This is a genomic window from Staphylococcus sp. 510 (assembly GCF_057219715.1).
Map to the genome: position 1 here is coordinate 1 of NZ_JBXVVK010000008.1, position 19,786 is coordinate 19,786.

General features: G+C 33.1%; 14 protein-coding genes and 3 pseudogenes. 12 read left to right on the top strand and 5 right to left on the bottom strand.

Annotated elements, in window-relative coordinates:
- Nucleotides 1-190: pseudogene (locus tag AC2D8K_RS07375) on the top strand (UTP--glucose-1-phosphate uridylyltransferase); the annotation flags it as partial.
- Between the two features lie 47 nt (nucleotides 191-237).
- Here the strand turns inward: AC2D8K_RS07375 and AC2D8K_RS07380 are convergent.
- Nucleotides 238-690 carry a DUF5776 domain-containing protein gene (locus AC2D8K_RS07380; protein ID WP_002450419.1) on the bottom strand — a complete coding sequence of 151 codons (453 nt, stop codon included), beginning with the start codon at nucleotides 688-690 and terminating at the stop codon, nucleotides 238-240.
- A gap of 232 nt (nucleotides 691-922) precedes the next feature.
- On the bottom strand, nucleotides 923-2,560 hold the full coding sequence (locus AC2D8K_RS07385; RefSeq protein ID WP_484698355.1) for a phospho-sugar mutase: 1,638 nt from the start codon (nucleotides 2,558-2,560) through the stop codon (nucleotides 923-925).
- Between the two features lie 316 nt (nucleotides 2,561-2,876).
- Here AC2D8K_RS07385 and AC2D8K_RS07390 point away from each other — a divergent pair, with 316 nt between their 5' ends.
- From AC2D8K_RS07390 to AC2D8K_RS07430, 9 genes and pseudogenes are all read left to right on the top strand, one after another.
- Nucleotides 2,877-4,367 (top strand): glycosyltransferase, encoded by a 1,491-nt coding sequence (locus tag AC2D8K_RS07390; RefSeq protein WP_484698356.1) that lies wholly within the window; start codon nucleotides 2,877-2,879, stop codon nucleotides 4,365-4,367.
- Nucleotides 4,368-4,512: 145 nt separating this feature from the next.
- Nucleotides 4,513-4,905: a (deoxy)nucleoside triphosphate pyrophosphohydrolase gene (locus tag AC2D8K_RS07395; protein WP_002450416.1), complete on the top strand. Its 393-nt coding sequence runs from the start codon at nucleotides 4,513-4,515 to the stop codon at nucleotides 4,903-4,905.
- A 2-nt stretch (nucleotides 4,906-4,907) separates the two neighbouring features.
- Nucleotides 4,908-7,772 carry a DEAD/DEAH box helicase gene (locus tag AC2D8K_RS07400; protein ID WP_124227982.1) on the top strand — a complete coding sequence of 955 codons (2,865 nt, stop codon included), beginning with the start codon at nucleotides 4,908-4,910 and terminating at the stop codon, nucleotides 7,770-7,772.
- A 247-nt stretch (nucleotides 7,773-8,019) separates the two neighbouring features.
- Entirely contained in the window at nucleotides 8,020-9,372 is a 1,353-nt protein-coding gene (gene lpdA / locus AC2D8K_RS07405; RefSeq protein WP_002450412.1) for a dihydrolipoyl dehydrogenase, read from the top strand.
- A gap of 66 nt (nucleotides 9,373-9,438) precedes the next feature.
- Complete coding sequence (locus AC2D8K_RS07410) at nucleotides 9,439-10,392, top strand: thiamine pyrophosphate-dependent dehydrogenase E1 component subunit alpha (protein WP_002450411.1); 954 nt, start codon at nucleotides 9,439-9,441, stop codon at nucleotides 10,390-10,392.
- Nucleotides 10,393-10,410: 18 nt separating this feature from the next.
- On the top strand, nucleotides 10,411-11,451 hold the full coding sequence (locus tag AC2D8K_RS07415; RefSeq protein ID WP_002450410.1) for an alpha-ketoacid dehydrogenase subunit beta: 1,041 nt from the start codon (nucleotides 10,411-10,413) through the stop codon (nucleotides 11,449-11,451).
- Nucleotides 11,452-11,469: 18 nt separating this feature from the next.
- Nucleotides 11,470-11,989 (top strand): annotated as a pseudogene (locus AC2D8K_RS07420) (biotin/lipoyl-containing protein); the annotation flags it as partial.
- Nucleotides 11,990-12,081: 92 nt separating this feature from the next.
- Nucleotides 12,082-12,744, top strand: a pseudogene (locus AC2D8K_RS07425) (dihydrolipoamide acetyltransferase family protein); the annotation flags it as partial.
- A 258-nt stretch (nucleotides 12,745-13,002) separates the two neighbouring features.
- A complete protein-coding gene (locus AC2D8K_RS07430) occupies nucleotides 13,003-13,194 on the top strand; it encodes a hypothetical protein (protein ID WP_002450408.1) in 192 nt (63 codons plus the stop codon).
- Between the two features lie 138 nt (nucleotides 13,195-13,332).
- On the opposite strand, the gene AC2D8K_RS07435 is transcribed toward AC2D8K_RS07430, so the two are convergent.
- Nucleotides 13,333-13,620, bottom strand: coding sequence for a DUF1413 domain-containing protein (locus tag AC2D8K_RS07435; RefSeq protein ID WP_002450407.1), 288 nt, complete (start codon nucleotides 13,618-13,620; stop codon nucleotides 13,333-13,335).
- A 190-nt stretch (nucleotides 13,621-13,810) separates the two neighbouring features.
- On the opposite strand from AC2D8K_RS07435, the gene AC2D8K_RS07440 reads away from it, so the two are divergent.
- Nucleotides 13,811-14,506 carry an SDR family oxidoreductase gene (locus tag AC2D8K_RS07440; protein WP_484698360.1) on the top strand — a complete coding sequence of 232 codons (696 nt, stop codon included), beginning with the start codon at nucleotides 13,811-13,813 and terminating at the stop codon, nucleotides 14,504-14,506.
- Nucleotides 14,507-14,589: 83 nt separating this feature from the next.
- Complete coding sequence (locus AC2D8K_RS07445) at nucleotides 14,590-15,822, top strand: acetylornithine deacetylase (protein WP_002450405.1); 1,233 nt, start codon at nucleotides 14,590-14,592, stop codon at nucleotides 15,820-15,822.
- Nucleotides 15,823-15,867: 45 nt separating this feature from the next.
- Here the strand turns inward: AC2D8K_RS07445 and AC2D8K_RS07450 are convergent, their stop codons facing one another.
- Nucleotides 15,868-18,033, bottom strand: coding sequence for an RNA degradosome polyphosphate kinase (locus AC2D8K_RS07450; protein ID WP_002450404.1), 2,166 nt, complete (start codon nucleotides 18,031-18,033; stop codon nucleotides 15,868-15,870).
- Nucleotides 18,034-18,094: 61 nt separating this feature from the next.
- Entirely contained in the window at nucleotides 18,095-19,627 is a 1,533-nt protein-coding gene (gene ppx, locus AC2D8K_RS07455) for an exopolyphosphatase (protein ID WP_002450403.1), read from the bottom strand.
- Between the last annotated feature and the right edge of the window lie 159 nt (nucleotides 19,628-19,786).

Below are 19,786 nucleotides of genomic sequence, written 5' to 3' on the forward strand. Positions count from 1 at the left end.
CGAAATTCAATTAACAGATGCAATTGAACGTATGAATGCCGAAAGCCAAGTATACGCATACGATTTCGAAGGTGATCGTTACGATGTCGGCGAAAAACTAGGCTTCGTTAAAACAACGATTGAATATGCATTAAAAGACGAAGATATGAAAGACGACTTAAAAGCATTTATTAAGCAATTAGACTTATAAAATCAAAAAGCACCAACCATAGCAATCTTATGGTTGGTGCTTTTGCGTTATTTTAAAACTTTAACGAAACTCTGATTAGCAGTGACGTAAAGTCCATCCGATGTTTTTAATCTAGGTGTTAACTTACTCGTAAATTCAATATCTATAATATCTAATTTTGTACCTAATTCTAATGATTTAATAGGATCTTTCTTAAATCCAACATCCTCATATAACTTACACTTTTTAACAATTTCAATCGCTTTAGGTGCATGAGTAATATAGCCTTGGATACTATCAAGATTAATAGGTGCAACGAAATCTTCATTAGCGGTAATATAGTACCCCTCTTTAGCTACCAATCTAGGCGTTCCTTTATCACTCTTGTCCATACTAGTTATTTCTATACATTGTCCCTTACTGATGACAGCTATGTCTTTAGTGAAATTGGCATCTTCATACTTTTTAATCTTTTTTAATACGACAATATGTTGAGGTGTTTCTGTAAGATATTGTTTCATGTTTGTCTAGTCATCTCCGTTTTTAATAAGAATAAAAATCTCATGAAAATATAAGTTGCGTTGGTAAGTTATTCTATTTGAGTAAAGCGCTTTCGAAATAACTTAATATTATTATACGTGAAGAAAGGTATAAAGTCATTATCAATTGAGGATATGTACAATAATGAGTTAACTCATTATTGTAATAATACTAAAAACAACTTCCCTAATTGGAAGGGAAGTTGTGGTATGTTTAATTAAATATTTCTTCATTAATTTGTTGTGCTACATCGTCGAAATGATCAATCGTTAATGACACATATAATTTAATTTTAGGTTCAGTACCAGATGGTCTTAGAGCAATAAAACCTTCTTTGAAATATATTTTAAGCACGTTTGCTTTAGGGAGCGTGATTGGTGTTGTTTCATTTGTTTGGAAATCAACTTTTTCTCCAGTTTCATAATCTTCAATAGCAAGAACGTCTAATCCATTAATTGTACGAGGTGGGTTGTTTCTATAGGATTTCATAATATCATCAATAATAGCTTTACCTTTAGCACCTTCGAAAGTATGTGAGAACAATTGGTCATTATGACGTCCAACTTGTTGATAAATATCTTCTAAATCATCTTTTAACATTCGGCCTTCATTTTTAAGTTCAGATGCATACTTGATGATAAGTGGAACAATTTGAATGGCATCTTTATCTCTAACGAAAGGTCCTGCTAAGAAACCATAACTTTCTTCATAGCCTAATAAATAATTTTGATCTTCAGACATATTTCTGATTGCTTCAGCAATATATTTAAATCCTGTGAGCACTTCTTTATATGCAACACCATGATGACGTGCCACAGATTTAGCTAATTCACTACTAACAATGGATTGAATCATTAATCTATTGTTTAAATGTGATGTTGCTTTGATTTGATAATTTAATAAAAGGGCGCCAATTTGGTTACCATTATAATAATAGATATTGCCTTCTTGATCGCGTTCAGCAATGCCTAATCGGTCTGCATCAGGATCCGTACTAATTAATAAATCTGCATTGACTTGATTTGCAAGCTCGATAGATTGGTCAAATGCTTTGTGATCCTCTGGGTTAGCACTAGCGACAGAACTGAAATTAGGATCTGGTTTACATTGTGCTTCAACTAAATTAAATTGATTAAAGTTTAATTGAGATAATATTTCAGGGACCACAGGTACACTTGTACCGTGTAAACTTGTGAATACCACTTGTAAATCAGATTGTGGTATATCACCAACTAATGATTGAACATCTTTGAAATAAGCTTCTCTTACTTCATCTGGCACAGATAAAATCAATGATTGTTGTTCATTTGATAATTGAGGTAATTCAATAGTTAGTGGATCACCTAAAGCATTGATGTAATCACTTAACACATTAGAAGGCTCTGTAGATAGTTGTGCACCATCTTCGCCATAAACTTTAATACCATTATAGTATTTAGGATTGTGACTTGCGGTAATCATGACACCAGCATGTGCTTCTAAAAATCTCACTGCATATGATAAGTCAGGTGTTGTACGATACGTATCTGATAAATAAACTTTGATATCGTGACTCGCTAAAATCGTCGCAATGATTTGAGCAAACTCAGGTGATAAATGTCTTGTATCATAGTGAATCACAGCTACAGGTAAGTCATGTTTTGATTGTAAAAATTGCGCTAAACCAAGCGCAACTTTAGAAACTGTGAATCGATTTAAACGGCCTTCACCAAGACCTAATTTACCTCTGATACCTGCTGTACCAAAAGCAAGCGTTGTTTCAAATCCTTCTTGTTGTTCCTCTGAAGATTGTTGATTATAAAAGTCTTTAACTAAACTGTCGTCAATGACATTAATCCAATTATCTTTCATAAATATAAATTCCCCTTTAAAAAATAATGATGCGACATATAAAATTGAATGCTTAATTTAAAATTAACTATACCATGTAACGGGTATAAAGGTAGTAATGTACGCATGTAAGTTATCCTTATTATATAGTACATTTATTGCAAGTTACATTAAAAAGATATAAAACCTTACTAGAAAATTTTAGACGATTAAATAAATAAAATTAATAGTTATTAGTAATAAAATGGTAAATAAATAATTTTGATTTACTAAATTGATATACATTTTTTAGATTGTTTCATATAATTAGCTTAACTAATAAAAGTGGGGATTATTTATGATATATACAATTACGAGCACACTACCACCAGTACACGGTGGGAGAACCAAGGCATTATTAAAGCGTATTAAGTTTTTAGATGAAGAGATGAATATAGTTAATAAAATATACACTACCAACTATAACGCAAATTATAATGAAGTTTATGAAAAATTTTTACAAGATGACGTTGTAACGAAAAATACTGAATTTGAAAATTTATATGATTGGTTGTCTGGATTTAAATTATTGTCTATCCCAATGACTAAATTTAAGAAAAAGCCAGTTTATAAGGAAATGAATAAAGAAATCGAAGGTTTAGAAAAGAAGGAATTTAATAACGGTAATGTAATTCGTTATTATGATGGGGAAACATATGTCCTTTATAGAAAATATTATGAAGGCATAAATATGCTACAATTTGAAGATGTGATGACACCAGCGTCGAAAAAAAGAATTGAACGTAGAGAATATAACACTTACGGTCAACTTCATAGAAAAGTATACTTTTCATCAAAAACATTCTTCAAAATTTTAGAAGAATACTATGATACTGAGGGACATATCTACTGCAAGAAATTTTTTGATTCAAGTGTAGATAAACGCATCGATTTTATACAAGTATTTAAAGACGATAAATTCTTATGTGCATTTAAAACTGAAAAAGAATTGTTTGAATATTATTTTGAACATCGTTTTAATGATGGGGATATCGTTTTTAACGATGCTAGAGTATTAGACAAACCTATGTTAAATCAGAGTCACCAAACTAAAAATGTCCTTGTTTTCCATAATAGTCATTTAGATGGTGACAAAATCAAAGGTTCATATAAAACAGCATTAGAGAATTCTAATAAAGTAGCGCAATATTTATTGCTTACTCAGAAACAAAAGAATGACATTCAAAGCTTATTTAATATTGATGATAGTAAAATTTCTGTTATTCCTCACTTTATTGAGCCTTATCCAGAAAATGGCAACGTTGAAAAATTAGACCGATTTGTATTTATTGGTAGATTAGGCACTCAAAAGCAAGTGGATCATTTAATTAAAGCATATCAACAATTTTTAACAATTGGTCATGAAACAAATTTAACTGTATTTGGCCCTGACGAAGCAAATCAAAAACAACTGATGTTAGATTTAATAGATGAATATGGCTTAGAAGACAAAGTTAAGATTTACGACTATACTAATAATCCATTAGATGAATTTAGGAAATCTAGAGCTTCATTATTAACTAGTAAATATGAAGGTTTCGGATTAACTGTAATGGAAAGTATTGAAGTAGGTTGTCCGGTCATTTCATATGATGTACGATATGGCCCAAGTGAAATCATTGAACATGGTGTTAATGGCTATTTAGTTGAACCAGATAATATCCAACAATTTGCAGAATACATGGATAAAATAGTAAAAACACCATTACAAAATGTTGCGACAAAAGCAGAACTTAAACAAGAAAATGCTGCAGGCAACTTCCAAAAATTATTTGATAAAGTAAAATAGCAAAATAAACTGGACAGATAAGACATTCTGTCCAGTTTTTTATGATTAAATATAGTATTGATCTTAAATTTTCATTAGATAAATTACTATATTCAATTTATTTGATAGAATGAATATATATAAACAAATTTAAAAGGTGATAGTTATGAAAAAAGTAATAAATGTAGTTGGCGCAGTAATATATTCAGATAACAAAATTTTATGTGCACAAAGAAGTGAAAATATGAGTCTCCCGCTATTATGGGAATTTCCTGGTGGGAAAATTGAAAAAGGAGAATCAGAAGAAGCAGCATTAATTAGAGAAATTAAAGAAGAAATGAAATGTGATATCTCAGTTAAAGAAAAACTGACAACTACAGAACATGAATATGATTTTGGTATTGTTAATTTAACAACTTTTAAATGTCATTTAAATCAACAATTACCTACTTTAACAGAACATAAAGAGATAAAGTGGTTACCAATTAATCAACTTGATTCAATAGAATGGGCTCCAGCAGATGTTCCAGCAGTTAAATTATTAATAGAAGGAGAATAGCTATGAATAGGCTAATCGAAGATTTTACACAATCGCTATATAAAGGATTTATTGATAAAGATGTATCACATCAGGGTAATTTTACGCCTAAGCTATTAATTAATAATAAAAAAGAAAATGTTTTATCAACTGTTGTACAAGAATTGCAAAAGTGTTCATCTTTTAGTATATCAGTGGCTTTTATTACTGAAAGTGGATTAGCTAGTTTAAAATCTTATTTATATGATTTAAACCAAAAAGGAGTAAAAGGAAGAATACTTACTTCAAATTATTTAGGATTTAATAGTCCTAAAATGTATTATGAGCTACTTAAATTAGAAAATGTTGAGGTAAGATTGACAGATGTAGAAGGATTTCACGCTAAAGGTTATATCTTTGATCATGACAATTATTCTTCGATGATCATTGGTAGTTCAAATTTAACTTCCAATGCATTGAAAATTAACTATGAGCACAATATTCTGTTATCAACGCATAGAAATGGTGAATTAGTTCATAATGTGAAATCACAATTTAATGATCTGTGGGATAAAAGTATACCGCTGACATCGAGTTGGGTTGAAGAATATCAAGAAACTTTTGAGTATAAGTCAATAAAGAAAGTATTTGAAATACAAAAAGAACAATTGAAATCTACAGAAAAATTTAATAATGCTATAGATATTCAGCCTAATAAAATGCAAAAAGAAGCATTAAAATGTTTAGAGGCTCTTAGAAACGAAGGGAGAGAAAAAAGCTTAATTATTTCGGCTACAGGAACTGGTAAAACAATATTATGTGCCTTAGATGTTAGGTCATTTAATCCAAATAGGTTCTTGTTTATAGTACATAATGAAGGTATTTTAAACAGAGCTAAAGAAGAATTTAGAAAAGTAATGCCTCATATTGATGAAAAAGAATTTGGACTTTTAACTGGAAAACATAAAGATATCAATGCGAGGTATTTATTTGCTACTATTCAAACATTATCTAATAATGAGAATTTTAAAGAATTTGCAAAGGATCATTTTGATTATATTGTTTTTGATGAGGCACATAGATCAGCTGCAGCTAGTTATCAGAAAGTATTTAATTACTTCACACCTAAGTTTATGTTAGGTATGACAGCAACTCCAGAAAGAACAGATGATCTAAATATATTTGAATTATTTGATTATAATGTGGCTTTTGAAATTAGATTACAAGAGGCCTTAGAAAGTGAAATTTTATGTCCCTTCCATTATTTTGGTGTTACGGATTATTCACTTAACGGAGAAATAAATGAGGATGTTACTGATTTAAAGAACTTAACATCTGATGAAAGATTAAAGAACATTTTAGAAAAAACAGATTACTATGGTTATTCTGGAGAAGAATTAAAGGGTCTGATTTTTGTTAGTCGGAGAGATGAAGCATATGAGTTAGCAGAAAAACTAACCAATTGTGGAATCCCTTCTGTTGGATTGACTGGTAAAGATAATATCAATGTGCGAAGTACGACAATTGACCGCTTGAAAAATGGGGAAATCAATTATATTATAACGGTCGACCTATTTAATGAAGGTATTGATATACCGGAAGTGAATCAAGTTGTAATGTTACGACCTACAGAATCAAGCATCATTTTTATTCAACAACTAGGTAGAGGGTTAAGAAAGAGTGATAATAAGGACTATGTGACAGTAATTGATTTTATAGGAAACTATAAAACTAATTACTTAATACCAGTTGCTTTATCAGGTGATCAATCTCAAAATAAGGACAATTATAAAAGATTCTTAACAACTAATAGTGAACTGAATGGCGTTTCTACTATTAACTTTGAAGAAATAGCTAAAAAACGAATTTATGATTCATTAGATGCTGTTAAACTTAATCAACCAAAATTATTAAGGGAAGCATATGAAACGGTTAAGAAAAGAATAGGAAAACAACCTATGTTAATGGATTTCATAAGACAAAATTCAGTGGACCCTAGTGTTATTTTTTCTAAATGCAAAAATTATCATGAATTTTTAACTAAAAATAAATATATTGAAGATACGTTAAGTATTAATGAATTTAAGAACTTAACATTTTTATCTAGACAGTTAACACCAGGATTAAAAAAGGTGGATATTGATGTATTAGAAACTTTAGTCGAAGGCGAAACTTCAATTGATAATTTAATTGAAAGTATGAGATATCAAAATGATGATATAACTGAAAAAGATGTGATGACATCATTAAAAGTCTTAGATTTTACATTATTTAAAGCAACAATTGGAGATATTTATGGAAGCCCACTTATAACTATTAATGATAAAAACGTGGAGCTAACAAGTGATTTTTCTAGCGCCTTAAAGAAACCATTATTTGAGAATTACTTTTTAGATTTGATCGATCTATCTAAATACAATAATATGCGATATCAAGATAGTGGAAATAAAATGATTATTTACAACAAATATTCTAGAGAAGATTTCGTAAAATTATTAAATTGGGATAGTGATGAGTCAGCAACAATTAATGGATATAAAATGAAACATCAAACTTTACCTATATTTATAACTTATGACAAACACGAAGATATAAGTGATAATACAAAATATGAAGATGAATTTTTGAGTCAGGATGAATTGAAATGGTATACGCGTTCTCCAAGAAAGATTACCTCTCCTGAAGTACAAAATATACTGAAACATGCGGAAGATAATGTAACGATGTATATTTTTGTTAAGAAAAAAGATGATGATGGCAAGTATTTCTATTATTTAGGTACAGCAAATTATATTAAAGGTACAGAAGAAGAAGATATAATGCCAAATGGTAATTCCGTGGTAACCATGAAAATTTCTATGCATCAAGCAGTTAGAGATGATATTTTTAGATATATAACTGAGGATTAATAGTTTTTTTATTTCGAGTAAGATGAACGCAATGTTCATCTTACTTTTTTTGTTTTCCTAAATAATATTTATTTTATTATTCTCATTTGCTCAAATATCTTTTTAGTTGTAATATGTAATTAAAGGAATAAGAAAACGCTTACACAATTTATAATAATTACTTCGCTTTTTATTTTCTTGTTTCTTTTGGGTTTTCTTTTCATTATTAAATGGCTTTTATGAATATGATATGGAAGGGGGATGTGATATGGCAAGTAACTATGATCTTGTAGTGATTGGTGCGGGACCTGGTGGTTATGTGGCTGCAATTAGAGCGGCACAACTTGGTAAATCAGTCGCAATCATTGAAAAGCAACATGTTGGGGGAACGTGTTTGAATGTGGGGTGTATTCCTTCTAAAACGTTACTTGAGTTTGGGTCTCAAGTACATCAAATCCATGCTGCTAATGATTTAGGTATCACAACGGGTCATTTGAATATTGATTATCCACGTTTATTTGAACATAAGAACAACATTGTTCACACGTTAACAAATGGTGTAACACAATTGCTTAAGAAGAATAACGTTGAACTGATTCAAGGAGAAGCTGTGGTTAAAGATGGACTAACAATTGAAATGAATCAACAATCACTGAAGGCGAGAGACATCATATTAGCAACAGGTAGTCAACCATTTGTTCCACCTATTAAAGGTATCGAAGATGTAGATTATCTAACAACTGATACCTTCTTTAATCTACAGTCATTACCGAAACGTTTAGCCGTTATTGGTGGTGGTGTAATTGCTACTGAATTAGCATCATCTATGGCTGATTTAGGCGTAGACGTGACAATCATTGAAGTAGCTGATGATATCTTATTGACTGAAATTGAAGAAGTACGTGAATATTTGAAAGCACATCTGGAAGAACAAGGTGTTCATATCATTACACAAGCACAAATTAAGCAAGTAACACCTTATACTATTCAACTTGAAACCGGTGACACAGTTGAATTCAATCAATTATTAATTGCGACAGGTAGAAAGCCAAATACACAAGTCGTAAACGCGCTCAATATCGAAATGGATGGTTCGTTCATTCAAGTGAATGCATTTAATCAGACAAGTAATAACCATATCTATGCTATTGGAGACTTAGTCAAAGGTTATCAATTAGCGCATACTGCAAGTGCTCAAGGCGTTGTAGTAGCCGAAAAGTTGGCTGGATTAAATCCAAAACCTGTTAATCCTAATGAAATTACAAGATGTATTTATACAAGAATTGAAGCGGCATCCGTTGGGCTTTCAGAACAACAGGCGAAAGATGCAGGTTATGATGTAGTAGTTACTCAATCAAGTTTCCAAGGTAATGCGAAAGCGATGATCAAAGGTGAGCCTCAAGGATTCATTAAAATAGTGTCTGATAAGCAATATAATGAAATCTTAGGCGCATTTATAGTGGGACCACATGCGACAGATCTCATTGGTGAAGTTTTAGGTGTCAAATCTTCAGAAGGCACAATAAATGAACTATCTCAAATTATCCAACCTCATCCATCTTTATTAGAAGCAATAGGTGAAGGTGCAGATGCATTATTTAAAAAAGCTATACACATGTAATTTACATTTAAATTTCTGAATTTTGTGACAAAAATGTGATGTTTTGAATCGGTTAAAGGGGAGGAAATGACTATGGAAAAGGAACAAGCACGTTGGATTTATAAAACAATGAATGAAATTCGATACTTTGAAGAAAAAGTGCATAAAATTTTTAGTGATGGTCAAATTCCAGGATTCGTTCACTTGTATGTGGGGGAAGAAGCAGTTGCTACGGGTGTCATGTCATTGTTAGAAGATGATGATTATATTACAAGTACACACCGTGGACATGGTCATGCGATTGCTAAAGGTTGTGATTTAAACGGCATGATGACTGAAATTATGGGTAAGAAAGATGGACTTGGCCATGGTAAAGGTGGCTCAATGCACGTAGCTGAAATCGATAAAGGTATGTTAGGTGCCAATGGAATTGTAAGTGGTGGCTTTGGCCTTGCGACGGGTGCAGGTATATCCATTAGAAATCAGAAAAAAGAAAATGTTGCCGTATGTTTCTTTGGTGATGGTGCAGCCAATGAAGGGAATTTCCATGAGGGATTAAACTTTGCATCTATTTTAAATTTACCAGTGATATTTGTTTGTGAAAATAACCAATTCGCTGAAGGTACAACACATGATTACGCTAGTGCGTCTGAAACCATTGCAGAACGTGCTAAAGCGTATAACATGCCTGGTGTTAGAGTGGACGGCATGGATGTGATTGAAGTGAGAAATGCTGCTAAAGAAGCGGTTGAACGAGCTAAAAATGGAGAAGGACCAACACTTATCGAATGTGATACGTATCGAAAATATGGTCACTTTGAAGGTGATGAACAAAAGGTTAAATCACCTAATGATCGTAATGCAGATAAAAATGCTACAGAAGAATTTAGAAAAGTAGCAATCAACGAAGGTTGGTTAACGGAAGAAGAAGCAACGGAAATTGAACAAGCTGCAGAACAAGCAGTTGAAGATTCAGTTGCATACGCAGAACAAAGTGAGTTACCAGATGTCGAATCACTATATAAAGATGTATTTGCATAAGCAAAGGGGGATATCATTATGAGTGAAAATCGTAAGTTAACATTTATGGGTGCAATCAACGAAGCAATCGATCAATCAATGGAAAAGGATGACAATGTCATTTTAATTGGTACAGATGTCTCTGGTGGTGCCAATGTGGAACATATCAAAGATGATGATACATTTGGTGGTGTATTTGGTGTAACCAAAGGTTTGGCTAAAAAGTATAGTCGTGATCGTGTTATTGACACACCGATAGCAGAACATATTACCTTAAGTACAGCAGTTGGTGCGGCAGCTACTGGTTTACGACCAATCGCAGAGTTAATGTTCAATGACTTTATTGGATTTGGTCTGGATCCTATTTTGAACCAAGGGGCAAAAATGCGCTATATGTTTGGTGGGAAAGCTAAAATTCCATTAGTTGTTAGAACTGTACATGGTGCAGGCGCAGGTGCAGCGGCACAACATTCACAATCACTATATAATATGTTTGCTGCGATTCCAGGTGTTAAGGTCGTTGTACCATCTAATCCGTATGATGCTAAAGGATTATTAAATGCTGCGATTGAAGATGACAATTTAGTCGTATTCTCTGAAGATAAAACACTATTAGGTCAAAAAGGCGAGGTGCCAGAAGAACATTATACGGTAGAAATTGGTAAAGCCAATGTTGTTCGAGAAGGTAGCGATTTATCCATTGTAGCTATAGGTAAAATGGTAGCTGTCGCTTTAGATACGGCAGACCAATTAGCTGAAAGCAATGTATCTGTTGAAGTGATTGATTTACGCTCAGTATCACCTTGGGATAAAGATACCGTATTAGATTCAGTTAAGAAAACAGGACGACTCATTGTTATCGATGAATCTAACCCACAATGTAATGTAGCTGGTGATGTGGCATCAGTGATTGGTGATATAGGATTTGATTATTTAGATGGTCCAATTAAAAAGGTCACTGCACCAGACACACCAGTACCATTTGCAGCTAACTTAGAGGAAGCTTATATACCAAATACAGATAAAGTTTTAGATGTCGCATCAGAATTAATCGATGATTTGAAACAAGCTAAATCATAAGTATGGGGGGTGTGAAACATGAGTGAAAATATTATAATGCCGAAATTAGGAATGACAATGAAAGAAGGAACTGTTGAAGAATGGTTTAAATCAGAAGGTGACACAGTCAATGAAGGAGACAGTATTGTCACAATTAGTTCTGAAAAGTTAATACAAGACGTAGAAGCACCAGCATCAGGTACATTATTAAAAATCAATGTACAAGCAGGAGAAGAAGCAAAAGTTAAAGCAGTGCTTGGTGTTATTGGAGAAGAAGGCGAATCAACGCAGCAACAATCTAAAGAAAATAATTCTAAAGATGAAACTAATGAAAAAGCAAAAGAAAGTGATGCAGATAACGGAAACACAAATCAAGAAGACAAGGTTCAGCAGCCTAGTCAAGAAGACGCATCTCAAGAACAACGTCTATTTATTTCTCCATTAGCACGTAAAATGGCTGACAAAGAAGACCTAGATATTACACGTATTAATGGTACAGGTGGTAATCAACGGATTACTAAATTAGATATCCAACGTGTACTTGAAAATGGTTATGATCAAGCAGATTATACGTCTAGCGAACCGCAACAAGATACATCCGAAATTGCAAACTTTGCAGTAGGAAATGTCGGTGAGGGTTTAAGCCCAATGCGTAAAAATATTGCTCAAAATATGAGACAAAGTCTTCAAAATACTGCTCAGTTGACGTTACATCGTAAAGTAGATGCTGATCACCTATTAGAATTTAAAGATAAATTAAAAGGTGAGCTACAAAACGCAGGGCAAGATGTTAAGTTAACTGTCACAACATTACTTGCTAAAGCAGTAGTCTTAGCTCTTAAAGATTATGGTGCTATGAATGCACGTTATGAAAATGGCACATTAACGGAATATGATGACGTGCATTTAGGTGTAGCAACATCACTTGAAGATGGCTTAATGGTACCAGTTATAACACAAGCAGATACTAAAAGTGTTGGTGCACTTGCCAATGAAATTAAACAGTCTTCTGAAGCGGTGCGTGAAGGTAGAACAAATGATGTACAATTACAAGGGGCTACGTTTACGATTACGAATATGGGGGCAAGTGAAATTGAATACTTCACACCAATATTAAATGTTGGTGAAACAGGTATTTTAGGTATAGGCGCATTATCACAAGAGGTTGTTATGGATAACGGCAATGTTAAACAAGTGTCTCGAATTCCACTAAGTTTAACATTCGACCATCAAATATTAGACGGTGCAGGCGCAGCAGAATTCCTAAAAGTATTAGCCAAATATATCGAAAATCCATATCTGTTGATTTTATAGATTAAACCAAAGGAATCAATATAAAATATATCGCACATCTAGCTTAAAGTTGCTTTATTTTAAGTAGATGTGCGCTTTAATATCTTAATTAAAATATTAATTCAGATTATCATGTAGTTCTATATATGAAAGTTAACATTATTTTTACAATCTTTAAAAAGTGATATTTTTGTGAAAACAATCACAAACACCTTTTATTTTCTGAAAAATAGTGTAGTATATGAATTGTAAGGAATAAGACATGTTGGAGTGATAAAAGTGAGAAAAGTAATTGAAGAGCTTGTTTTCTCTGATGTAAGTAGCTATGAAATCTATGTCAATACCGGTGTGAACCAAGGTATTATTGGCGACATTAAAGATGGCTATTTAACTATCGATTCAATCCCCTATATCGATGCTGAAAGACTATACTACTATGGCTTAGAACGAAAAACATTAGTGACAAACTAATTCATTTTGACTCCTAATCGTAAATTAACAACTTGCCTTCATTGGTGAGCAATTGAAGGCATCATTATTATACCCCCCGTATAATTCTGGAAATGTTTATAAAGACCGTATCTCAAATGAGGTACGGTCTTTTTTGAATTATCTTGAATGTTGTTGGTCTTCTACGACTTTAAAGTTCTTTTTAATACCGTTATAGGCATAGATAAGATTGAACATTTTGTTTTTTGCTTTATCTACACTAGCGAATGGCATTCTGACATCACTCATTTGATTAATGTCACGTTGGAATTGCTTTTCTGCAGCTTTTTGATCAGCGATAGACATCTCTAACCATTCCTCTTTAGTAAATAAGTCTTCGAAACGAAATTCAAATGCCGTGCGGTGATTGTGTTCTCTTAATTTTAATATACGATCATGAAAAGTCATTATTTGCCCCCTATAATTCCAAAACATGTATGATAGTTACACATTAACTTTATAACTTATAAATGAATTTTACAATCATGAATTTCAAATGTTTGAAATTTACTATTAAATAGATTGTATTCACAAACGTTTAACTTAGTAGTGTCATTGGTAATTATAAAATAATGATAAATAAAAAGGAGTTTTGAAGATGAATCAATTAAAAGATAAAGTCGCAGTCGTAACAGGTGCAGGAAGCGGTATTGGTGAAGCAATCGCAACTACTCTAGGAGAACAAGGTGTTAAAGTTGTTTTAGCTGGAAGAAATACAGATAAACTCAATGCAGTTGCTACAAAATTTGATAGCGATCAAGTTAAAGTGGTAGCTACAGATGTAACGAAACAACGTGAGGTAGAATCATTAATTGATACTGCTAAAACAAGTTTTGGTGGATTAGACATCGTTGTTAATAGTGCAGGTCAAATGAAATCATCTAAAATCACAGACTATAAAGTAGAAGATTGGGATTCAATGATTGATGTGAACGTTAAAGGAACATTGTATACAGTGCAAGCTGCATTACCAAAGTTATTAGAACAATCAAGTGGTCATATTATTAATATCGCATCTATTTCAGGATTTGAAGTAACGAAAGGTAGTGCGATCTACAGTGCCACGAAAGCAGCAGTGCATACGATTACTCAAGGATTAGAAAAAGAATTAGCCAAAACAAGTGTCAAAGTCACTAGCATTTCACCAGGTATGGTTGAAACACCATTAACAGAGCATTACGACTTTAATGGTCGTAAAAAGCTAGAAGCACAAAATATTGCTGATGCTGCCATTTATGCATTAACACAACCTAGTCATGTGAATGTTAATGAAGTAACAGTAAGACCTGTATAATATTTAATTCAAATCATAACCATGATAGACTTAAATTGTAAACGTTTTAATAAAATCATTTTACATGAAGGACGGGATGTAAATTGAATCAACGTCAATTTGAGTTATTAGAATGGTTAGTCAGTTATCAAACGGAAAGTCCACCAGGTCGGAACACCGATCCATTACAAGATGATATCGTACAGTTGTTAAAACAACTTGGCTTTAGCATACAGCGTGAAACAATGTATGAGAATGATAGTGTGGTCATTGGTACACTCAAAGGTATAGATGCACAAGCGCCTAAATTGATCTTAAACGGTCATATCGATGTTGCCTCTGTAGAAGATGATCAATACTGGATATATCCACCATTTCAACTTACGGAGCACCAAGATTGGTTATATGGTAGAGGTGTCAGTGATATGAAAGGTGGGATGTCATCATTATTTTATGTATTAGAACGATTGCATCAAGAAGGACATCGACCTAAAGGTGACATCATTGTTCAGTCAGTGGTTGGTGAAGAAGTTGGAGAAGCAGGTACTAAACGTGCTTGTGAAGTAGGACCTAAAGGTGATTTAGCGCTTGTATTAGATACAAGTGAAAATCAAGCGCTAGGACAGGGCGGTGTCATTACAGGTTGGATTACAGTTAAAAGTAAGAACACAATACATGATGGTGCCCGTCATCAAACGATTCACGCAGGTGGTGGATTATTTGGTGCGAGTGCCATTGAAAAAATGACTAAAATCATCCAAGCATTGAATGAACTCGAACGGCATTGGGCTGTAATGAAGCATTATCCAGATATGCCAGCAGGGGCCAATACCATTAATCCTGCAGTAATTGAAGGTGGCAGACACCCAGCATTTATTGCTGATGAATGTCGATTATGGATTACAGTACATTATTTACCAAATGAGTCATACGAAGATGTAGTAACAGAGATCGAAGATTATTTAAATCGTGTGGCACAAGCTGATGTGTGGCTAAAGGACAATCCACTTGAATTTGAGTGGGGCGGTACATCTATGATTGAAGATAAGGGAGAAATATTCCCAAGTTTTACAGTGCCTGTAGACCACCCTGGTTTTCATCAATTACAACAAGCACATCAAACGGTACATCAAACTCCATTAAAATATGGTATGAGTACGACAGTGACTGATGGTGGTTGGATTGCCCATTTTGATATTCCAACCATCTTATATGGACCGGGCAGCCTAGAAGAGGCGCATAGCGTTAATGAAAAAATACAAAAAGAAGAACTTAAAAAATATAGCGATGTGCTATATCAATTTTTAAAACATTGGTATCAATATCCTGAAAAATAAGTAAAAGGGCTGGAACGACAACGTTCCAGCCCTTGATTGATTAAATTAACGTTTGAGCGTATCGCGTAAGCGACTAACCCAACTGCCACCTCGTTTAGAACGCACGGCACGTCCGGATGGTTGCGCGCTTTGTCGTTTTAATTCTTGACCATATTTAAGTGCAACTTGCATCAAGTAGGCTTGAGAATTTAAAGGTGACGAATTGTTTTCGATATAATGATAATTACCATATTGATCTTGATAACGACCTTTTTGGTTATCAGATAGTTGTAAGTTCATAAAGTCTAATAAACGTGCGGCAATGTTTTTATCTTCTACAGGGAATAAGATTTCTACACGTTTGATCATATTACGTGTCATTACATCGGCTGATGATAGGTAGATACGTTCGTCTCCATTATTATGGAAGTAATAAATTCGAGAATGTTCAAGTAATCTACCAACAATACTTACAACTTCAATATTTTCACTGATACCAGGGATGCCTGGTTTTAAACAACAAATACCACGAATAATTAATTGGATTTTTACACCAGCTTGTGATGCTTCAAATAATTTTTCAATAATTGCTTTATCTGTTAATGAGTTCATCTTCATCATGATTTTCCCATTACCATGTTCTAAGTGACTACTAATCTCTTTATCAATGCGATCAATAAAGACATCTCGTATATCAAACGGTGCCACAATCAACTTGTTATATTGTGGTTTAACTGAATAGCCACTTAAATAATTAAAGAAGTTAATCGCATCTTCAGCAATTTCGTTATTTGTCGTAATAATACCCATATCTGTATACAATTTAGCAGTTTTGTCGTTATAGTTTCCTGTACCAAGATGTACAAATGATGTTAATTCACCAGCTATTTTCTTCACGACTAGTGCGATTTTACTATGTGTTTTCAGGTGTGTCATACCGTAAATGACGTGACAACCCGCATCTTCTAACATACGTGCCCAATGAACGTTATTTTCTTCGTCGAAACGTGCTTTTAATTCGACAAGGACCGTTACTTGTTTACCTTTTTCGGCAGCTTCTTTCAAGCTCTTGATAATAGGGGAATCTTTACTTACACGATATAACGTTTGTTTGATTGCAATGGTATTTGGATCTTCGGCAGCTTCTCTAATAAAATCGACAATAGGTTCGAATGATTCATATGGATGGTGGAAGAAAATGTCACGTTCCAAAGCTAATTGATAAATGTTGTTATAGCCAAGTGAACGAGGCACTTGTGGTGTGTATTTATCGTAAGTTAAATAACTTAACTTATGAGATAAGTGATCAACTAAACCAAATAAGAAAGTTAAATCTAAAGGACCGTCTACAAAATAGACGTCGTCATCTTTAACTTCAAGTTGATCCATAATCCAACCAATATCTTCACGTACAGCAGTACGACCATCCACTTCTAAACGTACGGCTGAGCCACTTTTACGTTCTTTTAAGAAGCGTTCGATTTCAATTAATAAGTCTTCTGCACCGTCTTCGTGAATGGTTAAATCTGCATTTCTTGTGATTCGGAAAGCAAATGTATTTAATACTTCGTAACCAACGAACAGTTGATTAATAAAGAATGTAACAACATCTTCTACCATTAACACATATTGCTTATACCCCTCGTTTAAAGTTAAAAATCTAGGTATTAATGATGGAATCTGAACAATTGCTGAATTAATTGCATCTTCTGTATCGATATCTACAAAGATATTTAAACTTTTATTATTCAATTTTGGAAATGGATGATAGGCATCTATACCTAATGGCGTTAATGTAGGTAAAATTTTCGTTTTAAATTCATGATCTAGTCTATTTAATAGTGATTCTGATAAGTCCTCAGGTTGAGCCATTTCAATTTCATAGTTACGTAACTCTTCAATTAATTCATTGTAGCGATTGTATTGAATGTTAACGTACTCTGTATTTTTCTTTTTTATAGCTTCTAATTGCTCTTGAGGTGTCATTTGTGCTTTGTTTTCAGGTTTATCATAGCCCATTTTGACCTGATCTTTAAGTCCTGCAACACGCACCATGAAAAATTCGTCTAAATTCGAACTAAAAATTGATACGAAATTTAATTTCTCGAGTAGTGGATTACTAAAATCATAGGCTTCTTCTAAAACTCTATAGTTAAAGTCTAACCAACTTAACTCCCGGTTGTTATAGTATTGCGGTAAATTAATATCCTTTTCTCCCAATTGAGTTTGCATACGCTTAAAACACCTCATCGTTTTTTATATACTCATGTAGTTTAAAAGTACCATACAATTATTAAGATTTTGTAAAGACGATCGTGACTTTACCTTTTAATATCTTTTCAATATGTTTTTTTTGACGATTTGCTTGATATTCTTCGGCGATGGGTTCCCCTTTGTAGAACACGTGAAGCTCATATTTATCGTCTTTCTTCGCTTTGAGTTCAACTTCTTCAACAAAGCTTGTATGAGAAATATTGAGTGCATTCACAAATTTGATAATACCACCTAAGGCTTGAATCGTTTCGGTCTCTTTACTACCGAACCAATGTGTTTCTTTGCAGTAGAACTTAAGTAGTGATTTATTTTTAAAACTTGCAAGTAATGCTAACTTAACACGATCTTTATGTGAAAAGCCGTTGATCATTGAGTTAGCAATTAGATAGTAGGTATGTGGTGAACTTGAATCAGAATCGATAAAACTACCTAAATAATAAAGATAGGCACCTTCAACGAAGAGCTCTTTATCTTTGTCGCTTAATTTCAAATCTGAACGTTTTAATAGTTGCGATAATAGTGATTCTGCTAGTTTAAGACGACGATTAGCACTGCTTGCTTCAATGTGATATTCGTTTGCTAAATGGCGTAAAGCATCTTGTCTTACATTATCTTTTGAAAATTCTTCTGGATAACGTTGACGAATGAGATTCATTACATAACCTTCACGAATACCTTTTCTTGAGAAAGTAAACTGAGTCGCATCCACTTTCTTATATAGTGTTTTAAAGACTGAAACGGCAGGTAAGATAATGTCTACACGGTCGCGACTTAATCCGTCTAGGTTAGTTAAGTCGTCTCTTGAACTTTTACGAATTAAGTCATATACTTCTTCGATATCTCTATCTGACATCGTGTAGTTATGAACACCACCAATAGGATAAGAATGCTCTGACTGGTGTATTCGAGCTACATTTCGTGCTGAGCCACCTACACCAACAAGTGCGACATCTTGATCATTAAGCCAGTCAAGTTGACCGAATTGCTCTGATAAGAATTTCTCCATACTTTTAATCGCTGATTTATCATTATGATCTTTGTCACCAAAGAATTGACGTTTGAGCGATACAACACCAAATGGAAAACTGTGTGCAGCCTTTAATTTTTTATCTTTAAATAAAGTGACCTCTGTAGATCCGCCACCAATATCAACTGAGACACCATCTTCAATATCAGTTGTATGTGAAATGGCATAATAGCCGTAAAATGCTTCATCCTCTTCAGGAACGATTTTAATCTCTACACCTGTGTCTTTTTTTACTTTTTTGATAATATCTTGTTGATTATTTGATTGACGAATTGCTGCAGTTGCAATTGGATGTAATTCGTCTACTTTAAATGTCGTTGCTACTTTATTAAAGCTACTTAACGCGTCTGTAAGTACTTGAATCCCTTCGTCATTCATATCGTTATCTTTAGTTAAATACTGACTTAGACGTGCGGGCGTCTTAATATTAAGGATTTCGTTTAGACCTGTGTCTTTATCAAATCCAAAAATAACAAGACGAATGGTATTTGAACCAATATCTATTAAACCAATACGTTCTTCCATCACTGCCTCCTATGTTTTATGGGAACAATTGTCATACCCCTATTTAATTTCATTTTACATGAGTTATATAAAATGAAAAGAATTTTAAGGTATTTTTCTAAGAAAATTTCATCTTTTTGTAAATCAAAAAAGATTGTCTAAGTTCAACATGTTTTCTTT